The organism is Bradyrhizobium sp. UFLA05-125, assembly GCF_059803515.1.
Genome location: NZ_JBANBJ010000065.1, coordinates 16,024 through 37,644 on the forward strand (window position 1 = coordinate 16,024; position 21,621 = coordinate 37,644).

Below are 21,621 nucleotides of genomic sequence, written 5' to 3' on the forward strand. Positions count from 1 at the left end.
AGCAACGCCTCAGCCCGTGCTCATTGCCGAGGTGATAGGAACGGAATGATCATCGGGACGCGGCGGCAATAGGCGCCGTAGGCGTCTTCGCCGAGTTCCTTCGACAGGAAGACTTCTTCCATTCGGCCCTTCTGCCACATGCCGAGCGAGATCAGGATGGCGCCGAGGATCGCCGTCACCGTGCCGACCGCGATGCCGGTCGCGAGCATGCCGGCGATCAGGCCAGTGTAGATCGGATGACGCACGATGCCATACGGGCCGGTGTCGATGACGCGATGATCTTCCTTGTGGGTAATGGTGTTCGACCAGAACTTGCCGAGATGAAGGCGTCCCCACCAGGTAAAGGAGATACCGGCGAGCACGACGAGCGCTGCGACGTAGACGCCGGTCTCGCCGAACACCCACAGCGGCTTCTCGTTCAGCACTTCGGCGGTCCACGGGGTGAACAGGATGCCGCCGATCAGGATCGGCAGGCGATAGCGTTGCGAGTCCAGCGTCATCACCTGCTTCTTGGTGCGGCCCTGCCAGAACGAGGCTCCAACCCAGCTTGCAAGCCAGGCGAGCCAGATCAGCGCCAGGATTTTGGTCGGCCAGGTCGTGGTCCAGCCACCCCAGGCGAAAGAGAGAAGCTTGCTGAAATCAAAAGACATGCGGAAAGGTTCTTGCTTTTGGGCTTGGGCTCAGCTCGCGCGGGAGCTGAGCGCGTGGTGCTCGATGCCGGCCGGCGTTTGCAGGCTGCCGCGTGCGAGCAGATGGGTGATGGTTTCGCGCAGCACCGGTTCGACCGGGCGGGGTGCATAGCCGAGTTCGGTGCGCGCCTTGTCGATCGAGAGGTCGCTGGCGGCAAGTGCGATGCGCACGCCCTCGGCCGTGCCGTTGGGCGGCCGGTGCGTGACGTGGTCGGAGATGTATTCGAGCATGATCGCCGAAAGCTCGGCAAGCTTGCCGGGTACTGCGATGGGGTACTGCTTGCGGCCGCTGATCACCGACATCATGCGCAGGATCTGTCCGAGCCGGACGCAGTCACCGCCGAGAATATAGCGCTGGCCGATGCGGCCGCGCTCCATCGCGAGCAGGAGGCCCATGGCGACGTCGCGCACATCGACGAGGTTGACGAGGAAGTTGACGTGCGGCTGCACCTTCTTTTGCAGGAAGTACCACAGCATCGCGGTCGGCGGCGTGAGATCGTGATCGACCGGGCCGATCGGCATGGTCGGTGTGCCGATGACGAGCGGAAAGCCCGCCGCCGCGGCCTTTGCCGCGCAATGTTCGGCGAGCGACTTCGATCGCGTATAGGCGCCCGGCATCGCGTCGGCCGGCTGCAGCGCCTCCTCTGCGGGAACTCCGCTGAGCTGCGAGTAGGGGAACAGGATCGATTCCGTCGAGCAGTGCAGGAACCGCGACACGCCGTGCAGTTGCGCGGCCGTCAGCACGACCTCGGTGCCGCGGCAATTGACCTCGTGGAAATCCTGCTTGTTGGCGACCCACATGCCGGGCAGGCCGGCGAGGTGATAGACTCGATCGACGCCCGCGAGCGCGCGATCGACGGCCTCGCCATCGAGCACCGAGCCCGCGACGTAGTCGACATCAGCGCACGGCGCGGCTGGCGACCGCACATCGAGAACGCGCACCCGCTGCCCCCTGGCGCGGAGCGCTTCTACAAGATGATGTCCGATGAAGCCGCTGCCACCGGTAACCAGTACGAGAGCCATGAAGAAGGTTGCTGCTGTTCCGCTCTGGAAACTTATCGGGTTGAAAGGGAGTTGGTCGGAAGAGGCGCGAGAATCGCGGCAAGGTCACGACGAAAACCCAACGCAATGAATAATTTCGCCATTACGAACATCGGTCCAAGCAGAAGATGAGACGGAAAGGTGAACAACGAGGCCTCGCGCCCCTCAAATACCTTGTGGCCGATGGCCTGCGCGGCGAAGCCGAGCGCGACCAGCGTGGCGAAAATCGCCCACATCGTCACGGTGCTGACTTGCGCTGCAATGGTCGTCGCGATTGAAAACAGCACGATCGATACCGCCAGAATGCCGGCCCCGAGCGCTACATCCAGCAGCAGCCAATAGATGAGGACCGGCAAAGCCAGAATCAGCGCAAGACTGAACTCGAATCCGAACAGCGGGACGTTCACCAGCGTCAGTGGCATTACCGCGCCCGTGAACAGCAAAAGGATACCAATGACATGCATCGCCGTGTTCCGGGGATCGCGATGGTACTCGACATAAACGGCAAGTTGGCGTTGAAAAAAGCCACCCATCTTGGTCTCACTGAGGATGCTGGTCGGAGGAAGCGACAAGCCTATAGCATCTGCTCGTCCCCCGCACAAACCGGCGCATTTGTCGCGCAGAGCAGGTATTCGAGGCGGTGTGCGCGCAAAAAACAGTCAGGGGTTCAAGGGGTTCCGAGCACCGCCGAAATGTGATCGATCAGCGTTTTCTTGCCGGCTTTTTGGCCGGCGCCGCAGGTTTGGGCGCCGCAGGTTGGGCGGCCTGCTCCTCGGGGAGTTTGGCAAGCGTCAGGATCTGCAACTGCCCGTTTGCGGCCGAGGTCGGACGTGCGCGGTCGAGGAATTGCTCCTCGCCAAGGCCGATCGACTGGATGCGCTTGGCGGAGATCTTGAACGTGTTGACGAGCACGTCGCGGATCGCGTCGGCACGGCGCTGGCTCAGGATCGCATTGGCTTCGCGCGTCTTCGAATTGGATTCGACATGGCCCACGATCAAGAAAGTGTAGGGCAGCAGCGACGCATGAACCATCGCATCCGCGGTGCGGCCCACCGTCTGGTAGGACGAAGGCTGGATGATCGGCGTGTCGTCGTCGAACTGGATCGTCGTGTTGAAAGCCGGAAGGCTCGCAAGGTCAGGCGCGATGAGTGGGCGATTCACCGGGCCCGGATCGTTCTTGATCCGCGTCCTCGCCCGCTCCATCACCTGCTGCTTCAGCGCCGCGAGGTCGAGATCGGGCGCCTGCTCGAAATGATTGAGCTTGGCGACGATGTCGTCGCGCGTCGGCGGCGCCGTCTGCGCGCCCACGGGTCCTGTCGCGAGCGCCAGGGCGAGCGCGAGTCCGAGGCCGATCGATTGCAGGGTGAGCCCGGCGGCGCGCATCAGCGATACCCCGCGTCGTCGACCGCCTTCAGGCAGTTGTTGCTGATGCCCTTGGGTGTCGAGATCAGGCAGGGGATCGACTTGCTGGTCTCCTTGGTCGAGCCGCCACACACCTTGACGATTTCGCGCTGGCAGGCGTTCGCCACGGTCACGCGCGCGGCGACCCGCTTCTGGATCGCGTCGAAGGCCGCGAGGTAACCGGTCTGGCACTGCGGTGACAGCACGTCGCGGTTGCGCGACAAGCATTCCTTCAGCCGCGTCGAATCCGGGTTCACGCCGCGGCAATTGGCCACGATCTCCGCACCGCAGCTCTTGGCCAGCATGCCGATGGCATCGCCAAAGCTCATCGTTTCGGCTGCCGCCAGCGACGGCATGCCACATGCAAGTACGGCGAGTGTGATGAAGCCCCGGGCCATGGCCGCATCTGATACGGGGAAGTTCGCCATGGTCAAGGGGCGTGGAGCAAGGAAAGCCGGCGGCGTAACGTCGCCGCAACAGGGGCGGCCTCACGCCCGCTGCACAAAACTGTCCACGACCTTCTTCTCGCCGGCCTTGTCGAAGGCGATGGTCAGCTTGTTGCCGTCGATCTTGGCGACACGGCCGTAGCCGAATTTCTGGTGGAAGACGCGGTCGCCAATCGAGAATTCGGACGTCGTGCCGGTCGATTTTGCCACCAGCTCGCCTTCGATCGTCATCGGGCCGCGCCGGCGTGATGAAAAACTGCCGCCGAAATCGGGCGCGGAGGAAAACGACGAGGGCTCTTCCTCGAGGCCGCCGCGGCCGCCGCCGTTGCGGCCACCCTGGCCACGGTTGCGATTGGCCTGGGCGCGCTGCCAGCCCGGCGTCGAATAGCTGGAGCCGAAGGCTTCCATGTCGTCGAAGCGCGAGGCGCCGTAGCCGCCGCTGCCACCCCAGGCCGAGCCGCCCTTGGATTCCGTGATCTCGACATTGGCCGCCGGCAATTCGTCGAGGAAGCGCGAGGGAATCGTGGTCGACCAGGTGCCATGGATCCGGCGGTTGGTCGCAAAATAGAGCTTTGCGCGGCGTCGGGCGCGGGTCAGGCCGACATGGCCGAGCCGGCGCTCTTCCTCGAGGCCGGCGCGGCCCTGTTCGTCCAGGGTGCGCTGGCTCGGGAACAGGCCTTCCTCCCAGCCCGGCAGGAACACATTGTCGAATTCGAGCCCCTTGGCCGAATGCAGCGTCATCAGCGACACCGCATCTTCCTCGGCGCCGCCGTCGCGATCCATCACCAGCGAGATGTGCTCGAGGAACCCTTGCAGGTTCTCGAACTCTTCCATCGAGCGCACCAGCTCCTTGAGGTTTTCGAGCCGGCCCGCGGCGTCCGCAGAGCGGTCCTTCTGCCACATCTCGGTATAGCCGCTCTCGTCGAGCACGATCTGGGCGAGATCGGTATGCGAAGTGACCTCGCGCTGGGCGCGCCAGCGATCGAATTGCGTGACGAGATCGCGCAAGGAGCCGCGCGCCTTCGGCTTCAACTCGTCGGTCTCGACCACGGCGCGCGCCGCCTCGAACAGCGGAATGCGGCGCTTGCGGGCATGATCGTGCAGCATCTGCACGGTGGCGTCGCCAAGCCCGCGCTTGGGCGTGTTGACGATGCGCTCGAAGGCGAGATCGTCGGCGGGCGAGTTGATGACGCGCAAATAGGCGAGCGCGTCGCGGATTTCGGCGCGCTCATAGAAGCGCGGGCCGCCGATCACGCGATAGGGCAGGCCGAGCGTGACGAAACGATCTTCGAACTCGCGCATCTGGTAGGACGCGCGGACCAGGATCGCGATCTCGTTGAGCCGTTCGCCCTGGCGCTGGAGCTGCTCGATCTCCTCGCCGATGCCGCGCGCTTCCTCTTCCGAATCCCAGGCACCGGTGACCGTCACCTTCTCGCCATCCTCGTCTTCGGTGCGCAGCGTCTTGCCGAGCCGGCCTTCATTATGCGCGATCAGATGCGAGGCGGCGGCGAGGATGTGGCCGGTCGAGCGATAGTTGCGTTCGAGCCGGATGACCTTGGCGCCGGGAAAATCGTGCTCGAAGCGCAGGATGTTGTCGACCTCCGCGCCGCGCCAGCCATAGATCGACTGGTCGTCGTCGCCGACGCAGCAGATGTTCTTGACGTGGGCCGCAGGAGCAACCGTCATTCCAGGGCGATGCGCAGCATCGAACTCCGGTGCGCAATTGCGCACCTGAGAATCTCGATCCGTGAACTCATCAGGAGATTCCGGGTTCGCGTCTTCGACGCGCCCCGGAATGACGACCTTGGTTGCTGACGGTGCCTGTGACAACAGCCGCAGCCACAGATACTGCGCGACGTTGGTGTCCTGATATTCGTCGACGAGGATGTATTTGAAGCGCTGCTGGTACTGCCGGAGGATATCCGGGTGCTCGCGGAAGATGCGGATATTCTCCAGCAGCAGGTCGCCGAAATCGGCGGCGTTCAGGATCTTCAGCCGCTCCTGGTAGCTCGCATAGAGCTTGCCGCCCTTGCCGTTGGCGAACATCGCGGCTTCGCCTGACGGCACCTGCGTCGGGCTAAGCCCGCGGTTCTTCCAGCCGTCGATCAGGCCGGCCAGCATGCGCGCCGGCCAGCGCTTGTCGTCGATGTTTTCGGCTTGCAGGAGCTGCTTCAACAGCCGCACCTGATCGTCGACATCGAGCACGGTGAAATTGGACTTGAGCTGCGCCAGCTCTGCGTGCGTCCGCAGGATCCGGCCGCCGATGGAATGGAAGGTGCCGAGCCACGGCATGCCCTCGACCGCCTGTCCCAGCATCTGGCCGAGTCGGTGCTTCATCTCGCGCGCGGCCTTGTTGGTGAAGGTTACCGACAGGATCTCGCCGGGGCGGGCGCGGCCCTGGCTCAGGATATGGGCGATACGCGTGGTGAGCACGCGCGTCTTGCCGGTGCCGGCGCCGGCCAGCACCAGCACCGGGCCGTCCAGCGTCTCCACCGCGTCGCGCTGCTCGGGATTGAGGCCGGTCAGATATTTCGGGCCCACCGAGGCGCGGGCGCGCGCGGCAATGCCGCCGGCCGCGGGCTGGTGGTCGGAAACGTGAGAGGTGATTTTGCTCGGCTCGGTCATGCGAATCAGTGGCCCCACGATGGCACCGCGGGGTGGCGGAAGGGAGCCTTCATAACAGGGATTAGCCCCTATATGGGGCGGCGGCGAGGGGTTTTCCACGTACGCCGAAGGCCGATTTGTTCCTGTCACCTCGGCGAATTTCCGCCCCGCTCAGCCCGGAACCTTCGTTTCGAGGTCGAGATTGTCTGTGCAAACGCGGCGTGGCGCGTAGCTGCGCTGACCGCAGACAAACATCGAGACAGAGGTTTTGACCATGCTTGGCTGGGTTGTGACGTTTCTGGTTATCGCACTGATCGCCGGTATCCTGGGCTTCGGTGGCATCGCCGGCGCATCGATCGAGATCGCCAAGGTCATCTTCTTCATCGCGGTCGTGCTGTTCCTGATCTCGGCCGTGGTTGGATTGGCCCGCGGCCGCACAAGGGTGTAGCGCTAGCGTTTCGAGGGCATCGTGACGTTTCTCCCGATGCCCTCGGGACGCGACACCGCGCTGTGATCCTTGACCACGGACGCGATGTTTTCGCGAATGTCGGCCGGGAAGGGGGCCACTCTTCGCAAGGCCATGTCCATGTGCAGCGACATGTTTTCCGAGGTGGCCGACAGCCAGCCCTCGGTCGCGTGACGCAGCTCCTCGAAAGTGTGCAGCCGCTTGTCGTCGGCTTCCAGCAACCACACCGAGATCTGCACGGGATCGCCGAGATGGATCTCGCGCAGATAGCGCACATGGCACTCGGCAGTGAAGGTCGAGCCGTGACGCTCCTTCATATAGGTCGGCCCGATCCCGAGCTTCAGCCAGAGCTGGTCGATCGCCCGGTCGAACATCACGTTGTAATAGGCCATGTTGAGATGGCCGTTATGGTCGATCCATTGCGGCTCGATCTGCATGATCGAGGAACGGAACGGCTCGGTCTTGTCCTCGGTCGTGGGCGCTGAAGCGGCAGTCTCCGGCATGTTTCCTTCCCTAGCTATGCGTCCGATCGCTTGACTTGACCGGGTATATGTCCTTTGCCACGCTTCTCTGTCGGGAGGAATGTCCGTGGGTATGACCATCACCAATAAGCCGCCGCGGCCCGAGCCGAAAGCCCTGGCCAGTGCGCTGGAAGCGCTTACCGTGCGCTTCGGCAATCGCTTCATCACTTCGCAGGCCGTGCGCGAGCAGCACGGTCACACCACGACATGGCTTGCCAATCAGCCGCCGGATGGCGTGGTGATGGCGCAGGAGACCAAAGACATCCAGGACGTGGTGCGGATCTGCGCCAGCAACGGCGTGCCCGTGATTGCGTTCGGCACCGGTACCTCGCTCGAGGGCCAGGTCAATGCGCCGGCCGGCGGCATCTGCATCGACCTGCGCGACATGAACAAGGTGCTCGCCGTGCATGCCGAGGACCTCGACTGCGTGATCGAGCCCGGCGTGACGCGCAAGGCGCTCAACGAGCATCTGCGCGACCAGGGCCTGTTCTTCCCGATCGATCCCGGCGCCGACGCCTCGCTCGGCGGGATGGCCTCGACGCGCGCTTCGGGAACCAATGCGGTGCGCTACGGCACCATCCGTGAGAGCGTACTGGCGCTGAAGGTCGTGCGGGGCGATGGCGAGATCATCACGACCGGCACGCGCGCGAAAAAGTCGTCGGCCGGCTACGATCTGACGCATCTCTTCATCGGCGCCGAAGGCACGCTCGGCATCATCTCGGAGCTCACCATCCGCCTGCGCGGCATCCCCGAGATGATCGCGGCCGGCGCGGTCTCCTTTGAAACGGTGCATGGCGCCTGCCAGGCGGTGATTCTCGCAATCCAGACCGGCATTCCCGTGGCGCGCATCGAACTCCTCAATGCCGCCCAGGTGAGGGCCTGCAACGCCTATTCCAAGCTGACGCTGCCCGAAACGCCGCTGCTGCTGCTCGAATTCCACGGCAGCGAGATCGAGGTTGCCGAGCAGTCCAAGGCATTCGGCGAGATCGCCAAGGACTGCGGCGGCGGTGGTTTCTCCTGGACCACCAAGCCCGAGGACCGCACCAAGCTGTGGCAGGCGCGGCACGATGCCTATTGGTCGGTGAAGGCGCTGCGGCCGGGCGCCGGCGTGGTCGCAACCGACGTTTGCGTGCCGATCTCGCGCCTTGCCGATTGCGTTACCGAGACCGAGGAGGATTTGAAGCGCCTCAACCTGCTGTCGCCGATCGTCGGCCATGTCGGTGACGGCAATTTCCACTGCTCGCTGCTCTGCGACGTCGACGATGCCGACGAGATGGCGCGAGGCGAGGAGTTCATGCATCGCCTGGTCGAGCGCGCGCAGGCGATGGACGGCACCTGCACCGGCGAGCACGGTATCGGCCAGGGCAAGCAGAAATACCTCAAGGCCGAGCTGGGCCCCGAAGCGCTCGACGCAATGCGGGCGCTGAAGAAGGCGCTCGACCCGCAAAACATCCTCAACCCCGGCAAGATCGTGCCGGTCGACTAGATCCGGCGCGGTCGCGCACCCGGAACTTTTGATTCCCTCGCTGGTTCCAATTCTCGTCAATTTCCGATGCCTCAAATGCAACGGTATTCGGGAGGATGCGATGTTGCGACCGGTCATGGGAATCGCTGTGATGGTGCTCGCCTGCGCGTTGGCGGGTGCAGCGCTGGCGAGGGGCGGCGGTGGCGGGGGCGGACACGGTGGTGGTGGCGGCCATGGCGGTGGTGGTCGCCCCGGCGGTGGTCATTTCGGCGGTGGTGGTCATTTCGGTGGTGGCGGCCATCACAGTGGTGGTGGCCATTTCGCCGGCCATGGATTTGGACATGTTCACGTTGGTGGTGGCCATCATGGCGGCGGCCCGCGGTTCGCCGGGCATTCATTTGCGCACGCAGGGGTCCAGCATGGCCGCGCAAATTTCGGCCAGATCCGCAATGCAGCCGTGCATCCCGCCGGTTTCCGCAATGCGCTGAACCTGCCTCCCGCAACCTTCCGTAACAGCCGACTGATCAGCAATCCCTTGGCCCGCGCCCAGATCGCAGGAGCCGCCGCGCTGGTCGGCTGGCATGGCGCGGGCAACGGATGGTGGCAGCATCCCGGCGGCTTCTACGGCTGGGTCGGGCCATTGTTCTGGCCCTTCGCCTATTATGATCTGTACGACTATACGATCTGGGGCGATGGTCTCGGCTTCTGGGGCTATGGCTACCCGGATATCTATGCCGGCATCTTCGGTCCCTATGGCTATGACGGCCTCGCGACCTATCTGCCGCAGCGGCCGTACGGGCGCAGGCATGCGAGAGGCGTTCCGCTCGATCAGCTCTGCGGCAGTGACCGCCGCGAGATTGTCGGGTTGCCGATCGACCAGATCGCGGACGCGGTGCAGCCGACAGACGCGCAAGGCGCCGATCTCGATGCACTCGGCAATGCCTCGATCCAGGCGGCCGAGTTGATCCGCGCGTCCTGCCCGACGCAGGTCGCAGCGACGGCGCCGGGCCGGCTCGCGGCCATGCAGCAGCGCGTCGAGGCGATGGTGAAGGCTGTCGATCTGGTTCAGCCCGCGCTCGACAAATTCTACGGCGCGCTCACCGACGAGCAGAAGGCGCGCTTCAACGCGCTGGCCGAAGACCAGCGCCGAGCGGCCTCAAACAACGCCAATGCATCGCTCGCGCAGAATTGCGGTACGCCTGTCGGGCTCGATTGGCCAGGAGCCGAAATCGAAGCGCGGCTTCACCCTGACGATACCCAGCGCGCCGCGCTGCAAGTGCTCCAGGATACCAGCGCCAAGGTCAGCGCGTCGCTCAAGGCGGCCTGCGAGCCCAGCGACGTGATGACGCCGCCGGCGCGCATGGCCGCGATCCGCAAGCGGCTCGACGTGATGCTCGACGGCGTCAAATCGGTGCGCGCGGCGCTCGAGGATTTCTATGCGACGCTCAATGACGAGCAGAAGGCGCAGTTCGAGGCGATAGGCCCGCGTCGGACGTCCTGAGCGCGCCGCAAGCCAAAGCCGTGGCCGGAAAAACCGCCTCGCCGAGGGCGACGGGGTTCTCTATGCTGGGCGGAGCTGAAGCGCGACAATGCGAAGGCCAGAAGACCACGGGTGGCGGGGCGATGAAGTTGTTCGCAAGGCAAAAGCCGTCCGACGTCTGGGATGAGCCGATCCAGTGGCCGATCGGCGACATCGCGGCTGCCGATCGTATCCGCAACATCTGCCAGTCCGCGTCCGCAAGCGCCGAACTGATCGGTGGCCCCGCCGACCACGGCGGAAAATCGCTCGAGAAACAGCGCAAGTGCGAAAGCGAGCGTTATGAACGCGCGGCGCGCGTTGCGATGGAGATCGCGATGAAGATCTCGGACGACCTGATGCGCGACGACGCCGTCCGCCACATCATCGATCTCTGCATGAAGGCGGGCGACATCAAAACCGCGCATATCCTCTATCGCGCGATCCACGCGAACTGGATTCGGGAGGCCGCGCAAAAGGACTATCCGGCGCTCGGGCAGTGATGGCCCTTATTTGGCGAGCGTGACGACGGCCTCATGCACGCTGTGAAAGACGTGGTTTCTCGGCAGGATGTCGAACAGCGCAAAACGTTCGAACGCTTTCTGCGCCCGCACCGATTCCAGCCGTGCCACTGCGACGGTGACGCCCTGCTCGCTGCATGCCCTGAAGATCTCGAGCAGGGCCTGCGCAGCAGTGAAGTCGATCTCGACCATGCCGCTTGCTTCCAGCACCAGCAGCTTCGGCGTCGAGTCCTTCAAGAGATCCGCCACGTCGTTGCGGAAACTTGGAGCATTGAGAAATGACAGCGGCGCCTGCAATCCGATCACGGCGACGTCGGGCAGGCGCTCGCCCGCTATATGCGGATGCGCCGGCCACCAGATCGTGGTGCCCGGCACGCGATCGAACTCGATGAGCCTTGCGCGGGTCGTGCTCCAGATGCCGTGCAGGAGCGACAGCACGATGCCAAGGAACGCGCCCTGCTGGATCGGCAGCACGATGATCAGCGCGGCAGTGGCCAGGATCAGCAGGAACTCGCTGAACGACTGACGATAGATCGTGGCGATCTGCGTCACGCGGATGATCCGCAGCGCCACGAACAGCAGGATGCCGCCGAGCGCCGCGTCGGGCACGTGCTGCAGCAGCCCGGTTCCGAAGGCGAGCAGTGCCAGCACGATCAGCGTTGCGGCAAGGCCCGACAGTTGCGACTGTCCACCGGTCTCGACCACGATGCCCGTGCGCGGCGGGCTCGCATTCACCGGAAAGGCGCCGAACACGCCCGCGAGCAGGCTGCCGGCGCCGGCGCCGAGAAAATCGCGGTCGACGTCGGCGGGCTTGTCGGGATCGGAGGGAAACGATCGCGTCGTCGCCGCGGTCTGAACCATCACGACGACGGAGATCACGAAGGCCAGCGGAACGAGGCGCACCCACGCCTCGGGCGCAAGGTTCGGCAAGGTCGGCATCGGCAGCGTGCCCGGGACAGTGCCGACCACCTTTACGCCTTTGGCTTCGAGCCCGGCCCCGATCACCGCGAGCGTCGCGCCGACAAGTCCGATCAGCGCGCCGGGGATCTTGGGGCTGATCGTTTCTGCGAGGAAGACGACGGCGAGCACGCCGAAGCCGATAAAGATCGTGTAGGGATTGGACCGGCCGAGCTCGCGCGCCAGCGTGCCGATGCGATCGAGCGTCGGTCCATTGGGCGCTTCCACGCCGAGCACGCCCGGCAATTGCGAGACGATGATGTGGACTGAGATGCCGGCGAGGAAGCCGATCATCACCGGCACCGACAATAGATTTGCGATGCCCCCGAGGCGGAAGATGCCGCTCGCGACCAGCATCGCGCCGACCATCAGCGCGAGCGCGATCGCGAGCGACTGATATTCCGGCGAGCCGGTCGCGGCTACCGCGGCAAGGCCGCCGGCGAATATCGGCGTGATGGTCGAATCGGCACCGCAGGACAGGAAGCGGTTGCTGCCGAGCAGCGCGAAGCCGAGCGAGCCTGCCATGAAGGCGAAGAAGCCGATCTGCGGCGCGAAGCCGCCGAGGCGTGCGGTCGCCATCTGCTCGGGGATGGCGATCGCCGCGAGCGTCAGGCCCGCCATCAGGTCTCCCGGCAACGAATAGGACGCAAGCGACCGGAACAGCGGCCATGATTTGGCAGTGGGAGCGTCGTGCGCCATCAGTTCGAATCCCCGGACGACAATATTTCCGGCATCAAACTACAGCATCGCCCGTGCAGCAAATGGGGGAAATGTTCGACGCAACATGAATTGCCCGCAGGCACATTGTGCACCTGCGGGCATTCCTTTCCGGCTCGGGCGACAGCCTTAGTACCTGCGGTCGCCGTGGTTCATCTCGCCACCGCGGCCGCCGCCCATTCCCATGCCGAGGCCGATTCCGACGCCGATGCCGATGCCTTCCATGATGGCGCCGGGTGGTGGGCCGCGGTCCGGTGGTGGCGGCGGCGGACGGCGATCGACCACGACCTCAACCGGCGGCGGCCTGCGCTTGGGCGTGTCGACGACTTTCCTCTTTGGCGGCGTGTCGTCGACGCGTTTCTTGATGATCGGCGCGACGACCGGGTTGATCGGCGTTGCCGGCGTTGGCGGCGTCGAGCACGGACAGGTCGGCGCCATCGCGACGGCGACCGGCACTGCGGCGGCCGCAGCCGTCGGTCCGTAGTTGCGGTTCTGCACGCGGAGCAGAAGCCTGCGCGCGGTTGCCGCGAGGTCGCTGTTGCCCCAATTGGTGAGATAAGTCTCGTACGAGGCGCGGGTGTTGATCGCGACCGCCAGCTCCCAGGCCAGCATCTGGCGCCGGCGCTCCAGGATCGTGCGCAGACGCGGCGTGTAGGAGGCCTGTGCGAACAGCTCGACATAGGCCTGATATGCGGCGACGGTGTCGTCGGCGATCACGAGATCATAGGCGACCTTTGGCTCCTTGCCGCGCAGCTCCTGGCGCCAGTCCTCGACGGTGCGGCCCGCGCTGGCCAGCGCGGACGAACCCGTCCCGGGAGCGGAAGGCTGCTGCCCGCTGCTGTCGCCGAAGAACTTGAAGTCGGCCGTCAGCGACGAGCTTTCCCACGGGATCTGCCGGCCGTCCGTCGACTGGGCGACGGCAATGCGGATGCGCTTGAAGACTTCCTCGATCGGCAGGTTCGGCTGCTTGGCGATCGTCAGCGCCGCCGTGGTGTAGGGGCTGTCGATGCCGGAGCCGTCCTCGGCTTCCGCGCCGGGCGAGGTCGAGTAGGAAATGAATGAGCCGGGGGCGCCGGCCTTGGTGTCGACGATCGCAAGCCCGTGACCTGCGCCGCTGAGCGCCGGGAAGGGATTGTTGCGGCAGGCATCGAGCATGAAGATGCGCGCACGCGTCGGCAGTGCGCCGAGCGTGTTGAGCAGGTCGTTGAGCCGCACGCCCTGTAGGGGAATGTCGGCCTCGCGCTTCGGATCGAGATCGACCGGCACCAGATAGTTCTCGCCGTCGATCTGCAAGCCGTGACCGGCATAGAACACCAGCGCGACGGCGTCGGCGCCGCTGGCGCTGACCTTGCCGGCGAAATCGCTGATCGCCTGGCGCATCTCGTTCTGGGCGAGATTGGGTGCGGTAGTGACATCGAAGCCGGCATTGCCGAGCAGCTCCGTCATGCCCTTGGCGTCGTTGGCGGCGTTGGGCAGTTCCGGAACCGCACGATAGGCGGACTGGCCGATTACGAGCGCGAGTCGCGTTTCTGCGGAGGCGTCCGTCAGTGTGATGAGCTGAGAAAGAACGAGAAGGCTGGATGCAAGAAGCCAATTGCAAAGGGCCGGACGGCGCATGGTGTCACCTCCATCGGCAATGCGCGCGAGGGTGAGAGCTTTTCTAGCCTCGTGCCATGATGGAGTCTGTGCGCCAGCTCACTCTGGGATGTGCGGCAAATTGGGCAGTTCTCCCGGCGGAGATGCCCCTTGCCCTGGTGCCGTCGTCAGAACAGGCCGCAATCCCAGGGTGGCTCCGGCGAAAAGCGCGCCGCCAGGAAATCGATGAATGCGCGGACCTTCGCTGGCGGCCGCCGATCCGGCAGATAGACCGCATGCACCGCCGACGACCGGACCTCCGGCTGGTCGAGCTTCAGTGCCACCAGGGTCCCGGCCCGGAGATCATCGGCGACGATGAAGGTCGGCTGCCGAGCAAGACCAAGGCCGGCGAGGCTCGCGGCCCGCAGTGCATCGCCATTGTTGGCGCGGAGGTTGCCGTTGACCTGGACGCGGATCTCGCCGTCCGCGCCGAACAGCCACTCGGCGGCACTCGTCTGCTGCGACAGTGTGTAGCCAAGGCAGTTATGGGCGGCGAGGTCGGCAACGGTGCGCGGAGTGCCGTATTTGGCAAGATAAGACGGCGCGGCACAGACCACGAGACGGTTCGGTGCCAGCCGCCGCGCCACCATGCTGGAGTCGCGTAAGCGCCCGATGCGGATCGCGAGATCCCAACCTTCCTCGGCGAGATCGACCAGCCGGTCGTTGAGGCCGAGCTCGGTCGTGACCTTCGGATAGCGTTCGGCAAAATCACCGAGCAGCGGGGCGATCTGTCGTGTGCCGAACACCACCGGTACGTTGACGCGGAGCAGCCCGCGCGGCTCGACCCGTTCGGCGGCGACCGCGGCGTCGGCGGTTTCCATGTCAGCCAGGATGCGCTCGGAGGATTCGAGATAGCTGCGCCCTGCCTCCGTGATGGACAGCCGGCGCGTGGTGCGATGGAACAGCTTGATGCCGAGCCGGCCTTCGAGCGACGCAACGTGTTTGGTGACCATGGTCTGCGACAGACCCATCGCGCGCGCGGCGCCGGACAGGCTGCCGACCGCCGCCACCTTGGCGAAGACTTCCAGGCTGGTCAGGCGGTCTAGCAACGATTTCACTCTCTGGGTGTGAACTATTGTTCCAAAATAGCAGATTATCGCCGAATTGAGAATAGATCATAAGGCCGGCAATCGAAGGAGACCGCTATGATCGATTCCCGTACCGCGCCCTATGCGGCGCTGGTGTTGCGCGTGACACTGGGTGCGCTGTTTCTTGCCCATGCCGCATTGAAGTTTTTCGTCTTTACCCCTGCCGGGACCGCAAAGTTCTTCGGCAGCCTCGGCTTTCCGCCCGAGCTCGCCTACCTCGTGATGACGGTTGAGGTGCTGAGCGGAGTCGCCCTGATCCTCGGGGTGTGGACCCGCTACGCCGCGCTCGCCGGCATTCCGATCCTGCTCGGCGCCATCTTCACCGTGCACGGCGCCGCCGGTTTCTTCTTCACCAACCCCAAGGGGGGCTGGGAATATCCCGCTTTCTGGGCCATCGCGCTGCTTGCGCAGGCGCTGCTCGGCGACGGCGCCTATGCGCTTCGCCCCTCGCGCCAGAACGACGCGGTCGGCCAGTTGAGCGGCGCGCATTCGCGCTGACGCCCGTAAGGTCTGATCAAGAGAAAGGCTGCGGGATCACCTCCCGCAGCCTTTTCTCGTTTCGTAGCGCGCAATGGCGAAGGCCGAGCGCAATCAATATGACTTCTGCATCGATCCATACCTGAATTGGATCGATAGGCCTTTGCCGGATCAAGAAGCGTGGCACTCATCGTGCCGCCGTGCCGCGTGCCGGAAACACCGGCAAGCGCAGGCTTTTGCCTGCCGTTCCACCCATGCGCTCGCCATCGCGGCGCTCGTGCGACGATGCTCCCGCTACCCTTGCCTGACTTGTCGCTTTGGCCCTACAGTCAATGAAACGGCTGCGGCAACGACCGCGGCACAAAGAAAAAACGCTTGGGGAGAGAGCACAATGACCTCAGTGCCAGTGAGCCGTCGCGCGTTCATCAAATCCTCGACGGCGATAACCGCCGGCCTCTTATTCTCTCCCGCCATCATCGGCCGCGCCGAAGCCGCGACATTGAAGCTGAAATGCTCCTCGTCGCTGCCGAACGATCCAAAATATGCCAACGGCCGTGTCTACTACGACAATCTGGTCAAGCAGCTGAAGGCCAACGGGCTCGGTGAACAGGTCGAGGTCGCGTTCTTCCCCGACAACCAGCTCGGCCAGGAAATCGACGTCATCAATTCGGTGAAGCTCGGCGTCATTGATCTCATGGTGTCGGGCTCGTCGATCTCGGCCAATCTGGTGCCGCTCGTTGGCACCTTCGACCTCGGCTATCTCTTTGCGAGCTTCCCGCAGCAGACCAAGGCGTTCGATGCCGGCGCCGCCAAGCCGATCGAGGATGCGCTGCTCAAGGGCGCCAACATCCGCATCATCGCCTGGGCCTACAACTTCGGCTCGCGCAGCGTGCTGGCGAAGAAGCCGGTGAAGACGCCCGAGGACCTCGCGGGCCTGAAGATCAGGACGTTGCCCAATCCCGTCATCACTGAATGCCTGCGGCTGATGGGAGCTGCGGCAACGCCGCTGGCGTTCGGCGAAATCTACACGGCGCTGCAGGCCGGCGTGCTCGACGGGCTCGAGCACGACCCGCCGACCATCCTGGCCAGCAAGTTCTTCGAAACGGCAAAGTTCTATGCGCTGACGCAGCACAACTTCTCGCCGCTTGCGATCTACTTCAGTGACATGACCTACAACCGCATGGATGCGAAGCTGCGCGACGGTTTTCTCGATGCCGCGAAGAAGGCCGCGGCCGACACGCGTTCGCACGGACTCGCCGTCGAGAAGGAAGCTCTGGCGGCGCTCACCGAGAAGGGCGTCACGGTCGCCGAATGCGACCGCGAGGCGTTCAGGAAGCGCGTCATGCCGCAGACCGATAACTTCATCAAGGCGCGGCCCGAATCCAAGCCCGTCATCGACATGATCCGCGCGACCCAGGCCTGAGATGGCGATGACAGCCGCCGCGTCCCTCTCAGGCGACCGCCGCGGGAGCATCACCCTTCTGCTGCGCGCGAGCGACACTATCGCGGCCATCTTGCTGGCCGCCGACCTCGTGGTGGTCTGCGTCTCGGTGCTGCTGCGCTTCCTCTTCAATGCACCGGTCGAATGGTCCGACGACGTCGCGCGCGGCCTGATGGTCGGATCGGCCTTCTTTGGCGCGGCGAGCGCGCTTGCGCGCGGCGAGAATGTCGGCGTTTCCTTTTTCCGCGACATGCTGGCTCTGCGGCTGCGCGCGCTGGTCGATGCCGTGAGCGCGCTGCTGATCGTGCTGATCTCGGCCTACGTCGCCTACAACGCCATCAAGCTGGGGACGCTGACCACGGGCCAGACCACAGGATCCGGGCTGCCGCTCGAGCTGACGTTCTACCCGATGGGCGTCGGCGCGCTGTTCATGACGGTGTTCGCGATCGATCAACTCTGCGCAAGGCCGCTGTCCGAGATCGCCAAGGGCCTCGTCGCGATCATCGTGGTCACCGGTCTCTATCTCGCCTGGGATGCGCTGCTGCCCGCATCGGTGCCGTCATCAGGCACGCTGATGCTGATCGGCTTCTTCGTCACGCTGTTCGGCGGCCTGCCGATCGGCTTTGCGCTAGCGCTGGCGGCGTTGATCTTCATCTGGGTGGAGGGCGCGCTGCCCGGCGTCATCTTCGCCCAGCAGATGGCGCGCGGCATCGACAATTTCGTGCTGCTCGCGATCCCCTTCTTCATCCTGGTCGGCTACCTCATGGAAGCCAACGGCATGTCGGTGCGCCTGATCGAGCTATTGCAGCGCGCGGTCGGCCGCATGCGCGGCGGCCTCAACGTCGTGATGGTGACCTCGATGGTGCTGTTCTCCGGCATCTCCGGTTCGAAGATGGCCGATGTCGCCGCCGTCGGCTCCGTGCTGATCCCGGCGGCGCGCCGCTCGCGGCAGAATCCGGGAGGTGCCGTGGCGTTGCTCGCGGCTTCCGCGGTGATGGCTGAGACGATTCCGCCCTGCATCAACCTGATCATCCTCGGTTTCGTCGCAAACCTCTCGATCGGCGGGTTGTTTATGGCGGGCCTGCTGCCGGCGGCTCTGATGGCGCTGGTGCTGATCGCCGTGTCCATCATCTTCGGCAAGCCGCCGACGGCGACCGAGGACGCCGAGGCGCAGATCCCGGTGTCCGGCCTGTGGAGCGGTGCGATCGCATCCTTCGGCCTGATCTTCATGATCTTCACGGGCTTCAAGACCGGCTTTGCCACCGCGACCGAGATCTCCGCCTTCGCCGCGGCCTATGCCATCCTGGTCGGCAGCCTCGTGTTCCGCGAGCTCACGCTGAAAGCCGCCGCGCATAGTTTCGTGCAGGCGGCGACGCGCGCCGGGCTCGTGCTGTTCATCGTCGCCGCCGCGCAGTCCCTCGCCTTCACGCTGACCCTGCAGCAGGTCCCGCACGCGGTCGGTGAGTTCATGCTGGGCCTGTCCAAGACCTCTGGCGTCTGGCTGTTCATGCTGCTCGCGATCCTCGTGCTGATCGTGATGGGCTCGGTGCTGGAGGGTGCGGCCGCGCTGATCATTTTCGGGCCGCTGCTCTTGCCGGTCGCGGTGCAGCTCGGCATCGATCCCCTGCATTTCGGCGTGGTGCTGGTCATCGCGATGGGCATCGGCCTGTTCGCGCCACCGCTCGGGCTCGGTCTGTACGGCGCCTGCCTGATCGGCAATGTGCCGATCGAGCGGACGGTGAAGCCGATCATGGGCTATCTTGGGCTGTTGATGCTCTGCCTGCTCGTGATCGCCTTCGTGCCGTCGATCTCGACAGCGCTGCCGCGCGCGTTCGGCTATTAGAGGAGTTGTCGCCGTGAAGGTTCTGCTGGCTCACACGCCGGAGATGCGCAGCAATTATTACGGCGAGCGCAGCCTGAGAGGCTTGCAGGCGCTGGCCGAGGTGATCCTGCACGAAGGCGAGGCGCCACTCGATGCCGCCGGCCTCGTCCGCGTTGCCAAAGACGCCGACATCATCGTGGCCGACCGCATGACCGAGGGGCGCGGCGAGATCTTTGCGCAATTGCCGCGCCTCCGCGCCTTCGTCCGCTGCGCCGTCGACATCCGCAACGTCGATGTCGAGGCCGCTTCAAGGGCTGGCGTGCTGGTGACACGTGCCGGTCCCGGCTTCGTGCAGGCGGTGGCCGAGCTCGCGCTCGGCTTCATGGTCGATCTCTCGCGCGGCGTCTCGCGAACCACGGCGGATTATCAGGCGGGTCGCAAGGTAGAGGCGCGGATGGGGCGTCAGCTCGCCGGCAGCAAGCTCGGCATCATCGGCTTTGGCAGCATCGGACGTTATCTTGCCGAAATCGCAAAGGTGCTGCGCATGGAGGTGCTGGTCGCCGATCCCTTCGTGGCGATCAGCGATGCCGCGATCAGGCACGTCCCGCTCGACGAACTCCTGGCGGCATCCGACTATGTCGCCTGCCTCGCCATCGCCAACGAGCAGACGGAAAATCTGATCGGCGCGGCGGCGCTGTCGCGCATGCAGCGGCATGCCGTCTTCATCAATCTTTCGCGCGGCAATCTCGTCGACGAGGGGGCGCTTGCGGCAGCGCTGCGCGAGAGGCGCATCGCAGGCGCCGCAATGGACGTCGGCCGCGCGCCGGACCAGATGCCGTCGCCGGAGCTGGCACGGCTGCCCAACGTCATCGCGACGCCGCATGTGGGCGGCCTGACGCCGCAGGCGATCGAATATCAATCGCTGGAAACCGTGCGCCAGGTCGAGGCGATCATCAAGGGCGAGGTCCCGCCGGGCGCCGTCAATGCCGAACGCTGGACGCGCCGTCCGTGAAGGGCGCAGCCGGGCAGTACTCATAGTGACGCTGATGTCGGCTTCCCGGCGGTCAAGCGAAGCATTCCCGCTCATGCCCTGGATTGGGCGACCAGCGCCGTGATCATTCCTGCAATTGAACCAACACCAAATCCGGTCATAGCAAGACCAAGTAGCGCTCACGACCGCACCTGGCCCTTAACCCTGTCGATTGACGCGCAAATGCAGTTTTTCCTTTGTGAAGTCGTCGCTCGCATCGTCGCAATTTATTTGTGCGTCGATTGCATCCGCAAGGTGCGCTCTGGCCTTGTCGAGAGAAAAATCACGTCCTTCTTTCACAGTGCTGATATTCTGGACTGGCTCGTAGACGGTCTTTTGGGCTGGCCGAGTCAGGTTTTTCATAGAGACACCGCGCCGGTCCGGTACTGGATGGAAATGGGTCACCAGACAGTAGCCTTTCTCGCGTGCCTCGCTATGGCGATACTTGGGTGGTGGCAGCCAAACGCCTGAGCATCCGCTGGTGGTTTGGACCGGGAACGGACATTCAGTCGGCAGCTGTGAAATCAGGCGTGTTACATCGGCAGGCCGACTTGCGACCGCTGGGTGCTACGCTATAGAGGCAGCAATCCACGCGTTCGAAGTTCAACCCAGTTAAGGCGTCACGATGGCGTCCGCTACCAAGACGCTCCGCGTCAGCTTTGTGCAATGTCGCGGCACGCCTTACGAGGTCGGCCGTGCGCAGGCTGATGCCTTTGCGGCGACGCGCAAAGGTAAGGCGTTTCTCCGACGCAAGAATGTACGGCTGCCGTGGTGGCTCAATATTCGCACCGAAGAGCGCGCGTTCAGGACTTACGCGCCGGCGCTGTGGGAGGAGATCGGTGGGATCGCCGAGGGGCTCAACATCCCGATGGAGCAAGCGGTCACCTATTTCGGCAATGACGGGTTGCGGATGCCGACCGGCGGCTGCTCGGCTGTCATGAGCGGTGGCGTCTATGGCCGCAACTATGATTTTCGGCCACGAGGCTACGAGGCGCGCTTCGCGCTCCTGCAGGTGCGTGGCAGCTACGCCAGCATCGGCGGCAGCCACCAGTTGACTGGCAGGCTGGACGGCATGAACGAGCACGGGCTCGCCATCGGCCTCCATCTCGTGAGGGCGCGACCGCGATCGCCCGGTCTCACCAGCGTGTTGCTGGTTAGGCGCGTACTCGACAGCTGCGCGACGACGACGGAGGCAATCGACCTTCTGCGTCGCACGCCCCACGTCACGCAGAACAACTACTCGGTGCTCGACGCCGGCGGCGTGGCTGCGGTGGTCGAAGCCGGGGCCGGCGCGGTCGCAGTGCGCAGGGGCGACTGGCTGGCTTGCACCAATCATTTCCAGACGCCACAACTGAGGCGCCTGAACCGACGTGTTGCGCACTCGATTGACCGGCTGCCGCCGCTCGAAGGCTGGGCCGCGCGGGAGCTCAGTGCCGAACAGACTTTCACGGCGCTGAACTTCTCCGCTTCGCCGGCTTTCCACAACTACGGCAACGCCCAAACGCTGCACACCATCGTCGCCGAGCCGGCCAAACGTCGGCTCTTGATTGGCATCGGCGGCGATGCCGCCGCGCTCGATGAGGACATGCTGGACGTCGATTTCAAGCTGTGGGTCGCCGGTGAAGATCTGCCGACAAAGCAGCTCAAGGGGCAACTCGGCCTGGGTCGACTATCGCCCCGGCGAGCGAGAGCGAGGCTGTGGCGCAAGGTCTAAGCCAGAAGCGGACGGGGTCTACGAGACCACGCGCTGGTCGATCGGCCTGAACGTCCTGTCCTTCTAGATC

General features: G+C 64.7%; 21 protein-coding genes. 11 read left to right on the forward strand and 10 right to left on the reverse strand.

From position 1 onward, the window contains the following. Nucleotides 1-20: 20 nt before the first annotated feature. The 6 genes from SO156_RS35530 to SO156_RS35555 all read right to left on the reverse strand — a co-directional run bounded on the left by SO156_RS35530 (nt 21) and on the right by SO156_RS35555 (nt 6,202). On the reverse strand, nt 21-650 hold the full coding sequence (locus tag SO156_RS35530) for a methyltransferase family protein (RefSeq protein WP_498538019.1): 630 nt from the start codon (nt 648-650) through the stop codon (nt 21-23). A gap of 30 nt (nt 651-680) precedes the next feature. Further along, complete coding sequence (locus tag SO156_RS35535; RefSeq protein WP_498538020.1) at nt 681-1,712, reverse strand: NAD-dependent epimerase/dehydratase family protein; 1,032 nt, start codon at nt 1,710-1,712, stop codon at nt 681-683. A gap of 32 nt (nt 1,713-1,744) precedes the next feature. After that, nucleotides 1,745-2,263, reverse strand: a complete 519-nt coding sequence (locus SO156_RS35540; RefSeq protein ID WP_458144112.1) for an Mpo1 family 2-hydroxy fatty acid dioxygenase — start codon at nt 2,261-2,263, stop codon at nt 1,745-1,747. A 169-nt stretch (nt 2,264-2,432) separates the two neighbouring features. After that, entirely contained in the window at nt 2,433-3,113 is a 681-nt protein-coding gene (locus SO156_RS35545) for an OmpA family protein (protein ID WP_458144113.1), read from the reverse strand. Beyond that, on the reverse strand, nt 3,113-3,529 hold the full coding sequence (locus tag SO156_RS35550; protein ID WP_458144114.1) for a hypothetical protein: 417 nt from the start codon (nt 3,527-3,529) through the stop codon (nt 3,113-3,115). Before SO156_RS35550 ends, SO156_RS35545 begins: the two co-directional genes overlap by 1 nt. Nucleotides 3,530-3,619: 90 nt before the next feature. Then, nucleotides 3,620-6,202 carry an ATP-dependent helicase gene (locus SO156_RS35555; RefSeq protein WP_498538021.1) on the reverse strand — a complete coding sequence of 861 codons (2,583 nt, stop codon included), beginning with the start codon at nt 6,200-6,202 and terminating at the stop codon, nt 3,620-3,622. Between the two features lie 253 nt (nt 6,203-6,455). On the opposite strand from SO156_RS35555, the gene SO156_RS35560 reads away from it, so the two are divergent. Further along, complete coding sequence (locus tag SO156_RS35560; protein WP_027522311.1) at nt 6,456-6,629, forward strand: DUF1328 domain-containing protein; 174 nt, start codon at nt 6,456-6,458, stop codon at nt 6,627-6,629. Nucleotides 6,630-6,631: 2 nt separating this feature from the next. On the opposite strand, the gene SO156_RS35565 is transcribed toward SO156_RS35560, so the two are convergent. Next, nucleotides 6,632-7,150, reverse strand: coding sequence for a thioesterase family protein (locus SO156_RS35565; RefSeq protein WP_498538022.1), 519 nt, complete (start codon nt 7,148-7,150; stop codon nt 6,632-6,634). Nucleotides 7,151-7,235: 85 nt separating this feature from the next. Between SO156_RS35565 and SO156_RS35570 the strand changes: the two genes are divergently transcribed. From SO156_RS35570 to SO156_RS35585, 4 genes are all read left to right on the forward strand, one after another. Continuing rightward, a complete protein-coding gene (locus SO156_RS35570) occupies nt 7,236-8,654 on the forward strand; it encodes an FAD-binding oxidoreductase (RefSeq protein ID WP_498538023.1) in 1,419 nt (472 codons plus the stop codon). A 179-nt stretch (nt 8,655-8,833) separates the two neighbouring features. Continuing rightward, nucleotides 8,834-9,121, forward strand: coding sequence for a hypothetical protein (locus SO156_RS35575; RefSeq protein WP_498538024.1), 288 nt, complete (start codon nt 8,834-8,836; stop codon nt 9,119-9,121). Beyond that, entirely contained in the window at nt 9,091-10,134 is a 1,044-nt protein-coding gene (locus SO156_RS35580; RefSeq protein ID WP_498538025.1) for a Spy/CpxP family protein refolding chaperone, read from the forward strand. The genes SO156_RS35575 and SO156_RS35580 overlap by 31 nt, the downstream gene beginning before the upstream one ends. A gap of 122 nt (nt 10,135-10,256) precedes the next feature. After that, nucleotides 10,257-10,652, forward strand: coding sequence for a hypothetical protein (locus SO156_RS35585; RefSeq protein WP_458144119.1), 396 nt, complete (start codon nt 10,257-10,259; stop codon nt 10,650-10,652). 6 nt (nt 10,653-10,658) lie between these two features. On the opposite strand, the gene SO156_RS35590 is transcribed toward SO156_RS35585, so the two are convergent. From SO156_RS35590 to SO156_RS35600, 3 genes are all read right to left on the reverse strand, one after another. Then, on the reverse strand, nt 10,659-12,326 hold the full coding sequence (locus SO156_RS35590) for a SulP family inorganic anion transporter (RefSeq protein ID WP_498538026.1): 1,668 nt from the start codon (nt 12,324-12,326) through the stop codon (nt 10,659-10,661). Between the two features lie 147 nt (nt 12,327-12,473). Next, the gene (locus SO156_RS35595) at nt 12,474-13,961 is read right to left on the reverse strand and encodes a caspase family protein (RefSeq protein WP_498538027.1); all 1,488 of its coding nucleotides are present in this window, start codon (nt 13,959-13,961) and stop codon (nt 12,474-12,476) included. A gap of 146 nt (nt 13,962-14,107) precedes the next feature. Beyond that, a complete protein-coding gene (locus SO156_RS35600; RefSeq protein ID WP_498538028.1) occupies nt 14,108-15,028 on the reverse strand; it encodes a LysR family transcriptional regulator in 921 nt (306 codons plus the stop codon). Between the two features lie 96 nt (nt 15,029-15,124). Between SO156_RS35600 and SO156_RS35605 the strand changes: the two genes are divergently transcribed. From SO156_RS35605 to SO156_RS35630, 6 genes are all read left to right on the forward strand, one after another. Next, nucleotides 15,125-15,565 carry a DoxX family protein gene (locus tag SO156_RS35605; RefSeq protein ID WP_458144123.1) on the forward strand — a complete coding sequence of 147 codons (441 nt, stop codon included), beginning with the start codon at nt 15,125-15,127 and terminating at the stop codon, nt 15,563-15,565. Between the two features lie 370 nt (nt 15,566-15,935). Further along, entirely contained in the window at nt 15,936-16,967 is a 1,032-nt protein-coding gene (locus tag SO156_RS35610; RefSeq protein WP_458144124.1) for a TRAP transporter substrate-binding protein, read from the forward strand. Between the two features lie 7 nt (nt 16,968-16,974). Beyond that, entirely contained in the window at nt 16,975-18,828 is a 1,854-nt protein-coding gene (locus tag SO156_RS35615; RefSeq protein WP_498538029.1) for a TRAP transporter large permease, read from the forward strand. 13 nt (nt 18,829-18,841) lie between these two features. Next, nucleotides 18,842-19,819 carry a hydroxyacid dehydrogenase gene (locus tag SO156_RS35620; protein ID WP_498538030.1) on the forward strand — a complete coding sequence of 326 codons (978 nt, stop codon included), beginning with the start codon at nt 18,842-18,844 and terminating at the stop codon, nt 19,817-19,819. Nucleotides 19,820-19,918: 99 nt separating this feature from the next. Continuing rightward, nucleotides 19,919-20,308, forward strand: coding sequence for a hypothetical protein (locus tag SO156_RS35625; protein ID WP_498538031.1), 390 nt, complete (start codon nt 19,919-19,921; stop codon nt 20,306-20,308). 154 nt (nt 20,309-20,462) lie between these two features. Further along, a complete protein-coding gene (locus SO156_RS35630) occupies nt 20,463-21,551 on the forward strand; it encodes a C45 family autoproteolytic acyltransferase/hydrolase (protein WP_498538032.1) in 1,089 nt (362 codons plus the stop codon). Nucleotides 21,552-21,621 lie beyond the last annotated feature (70 nt).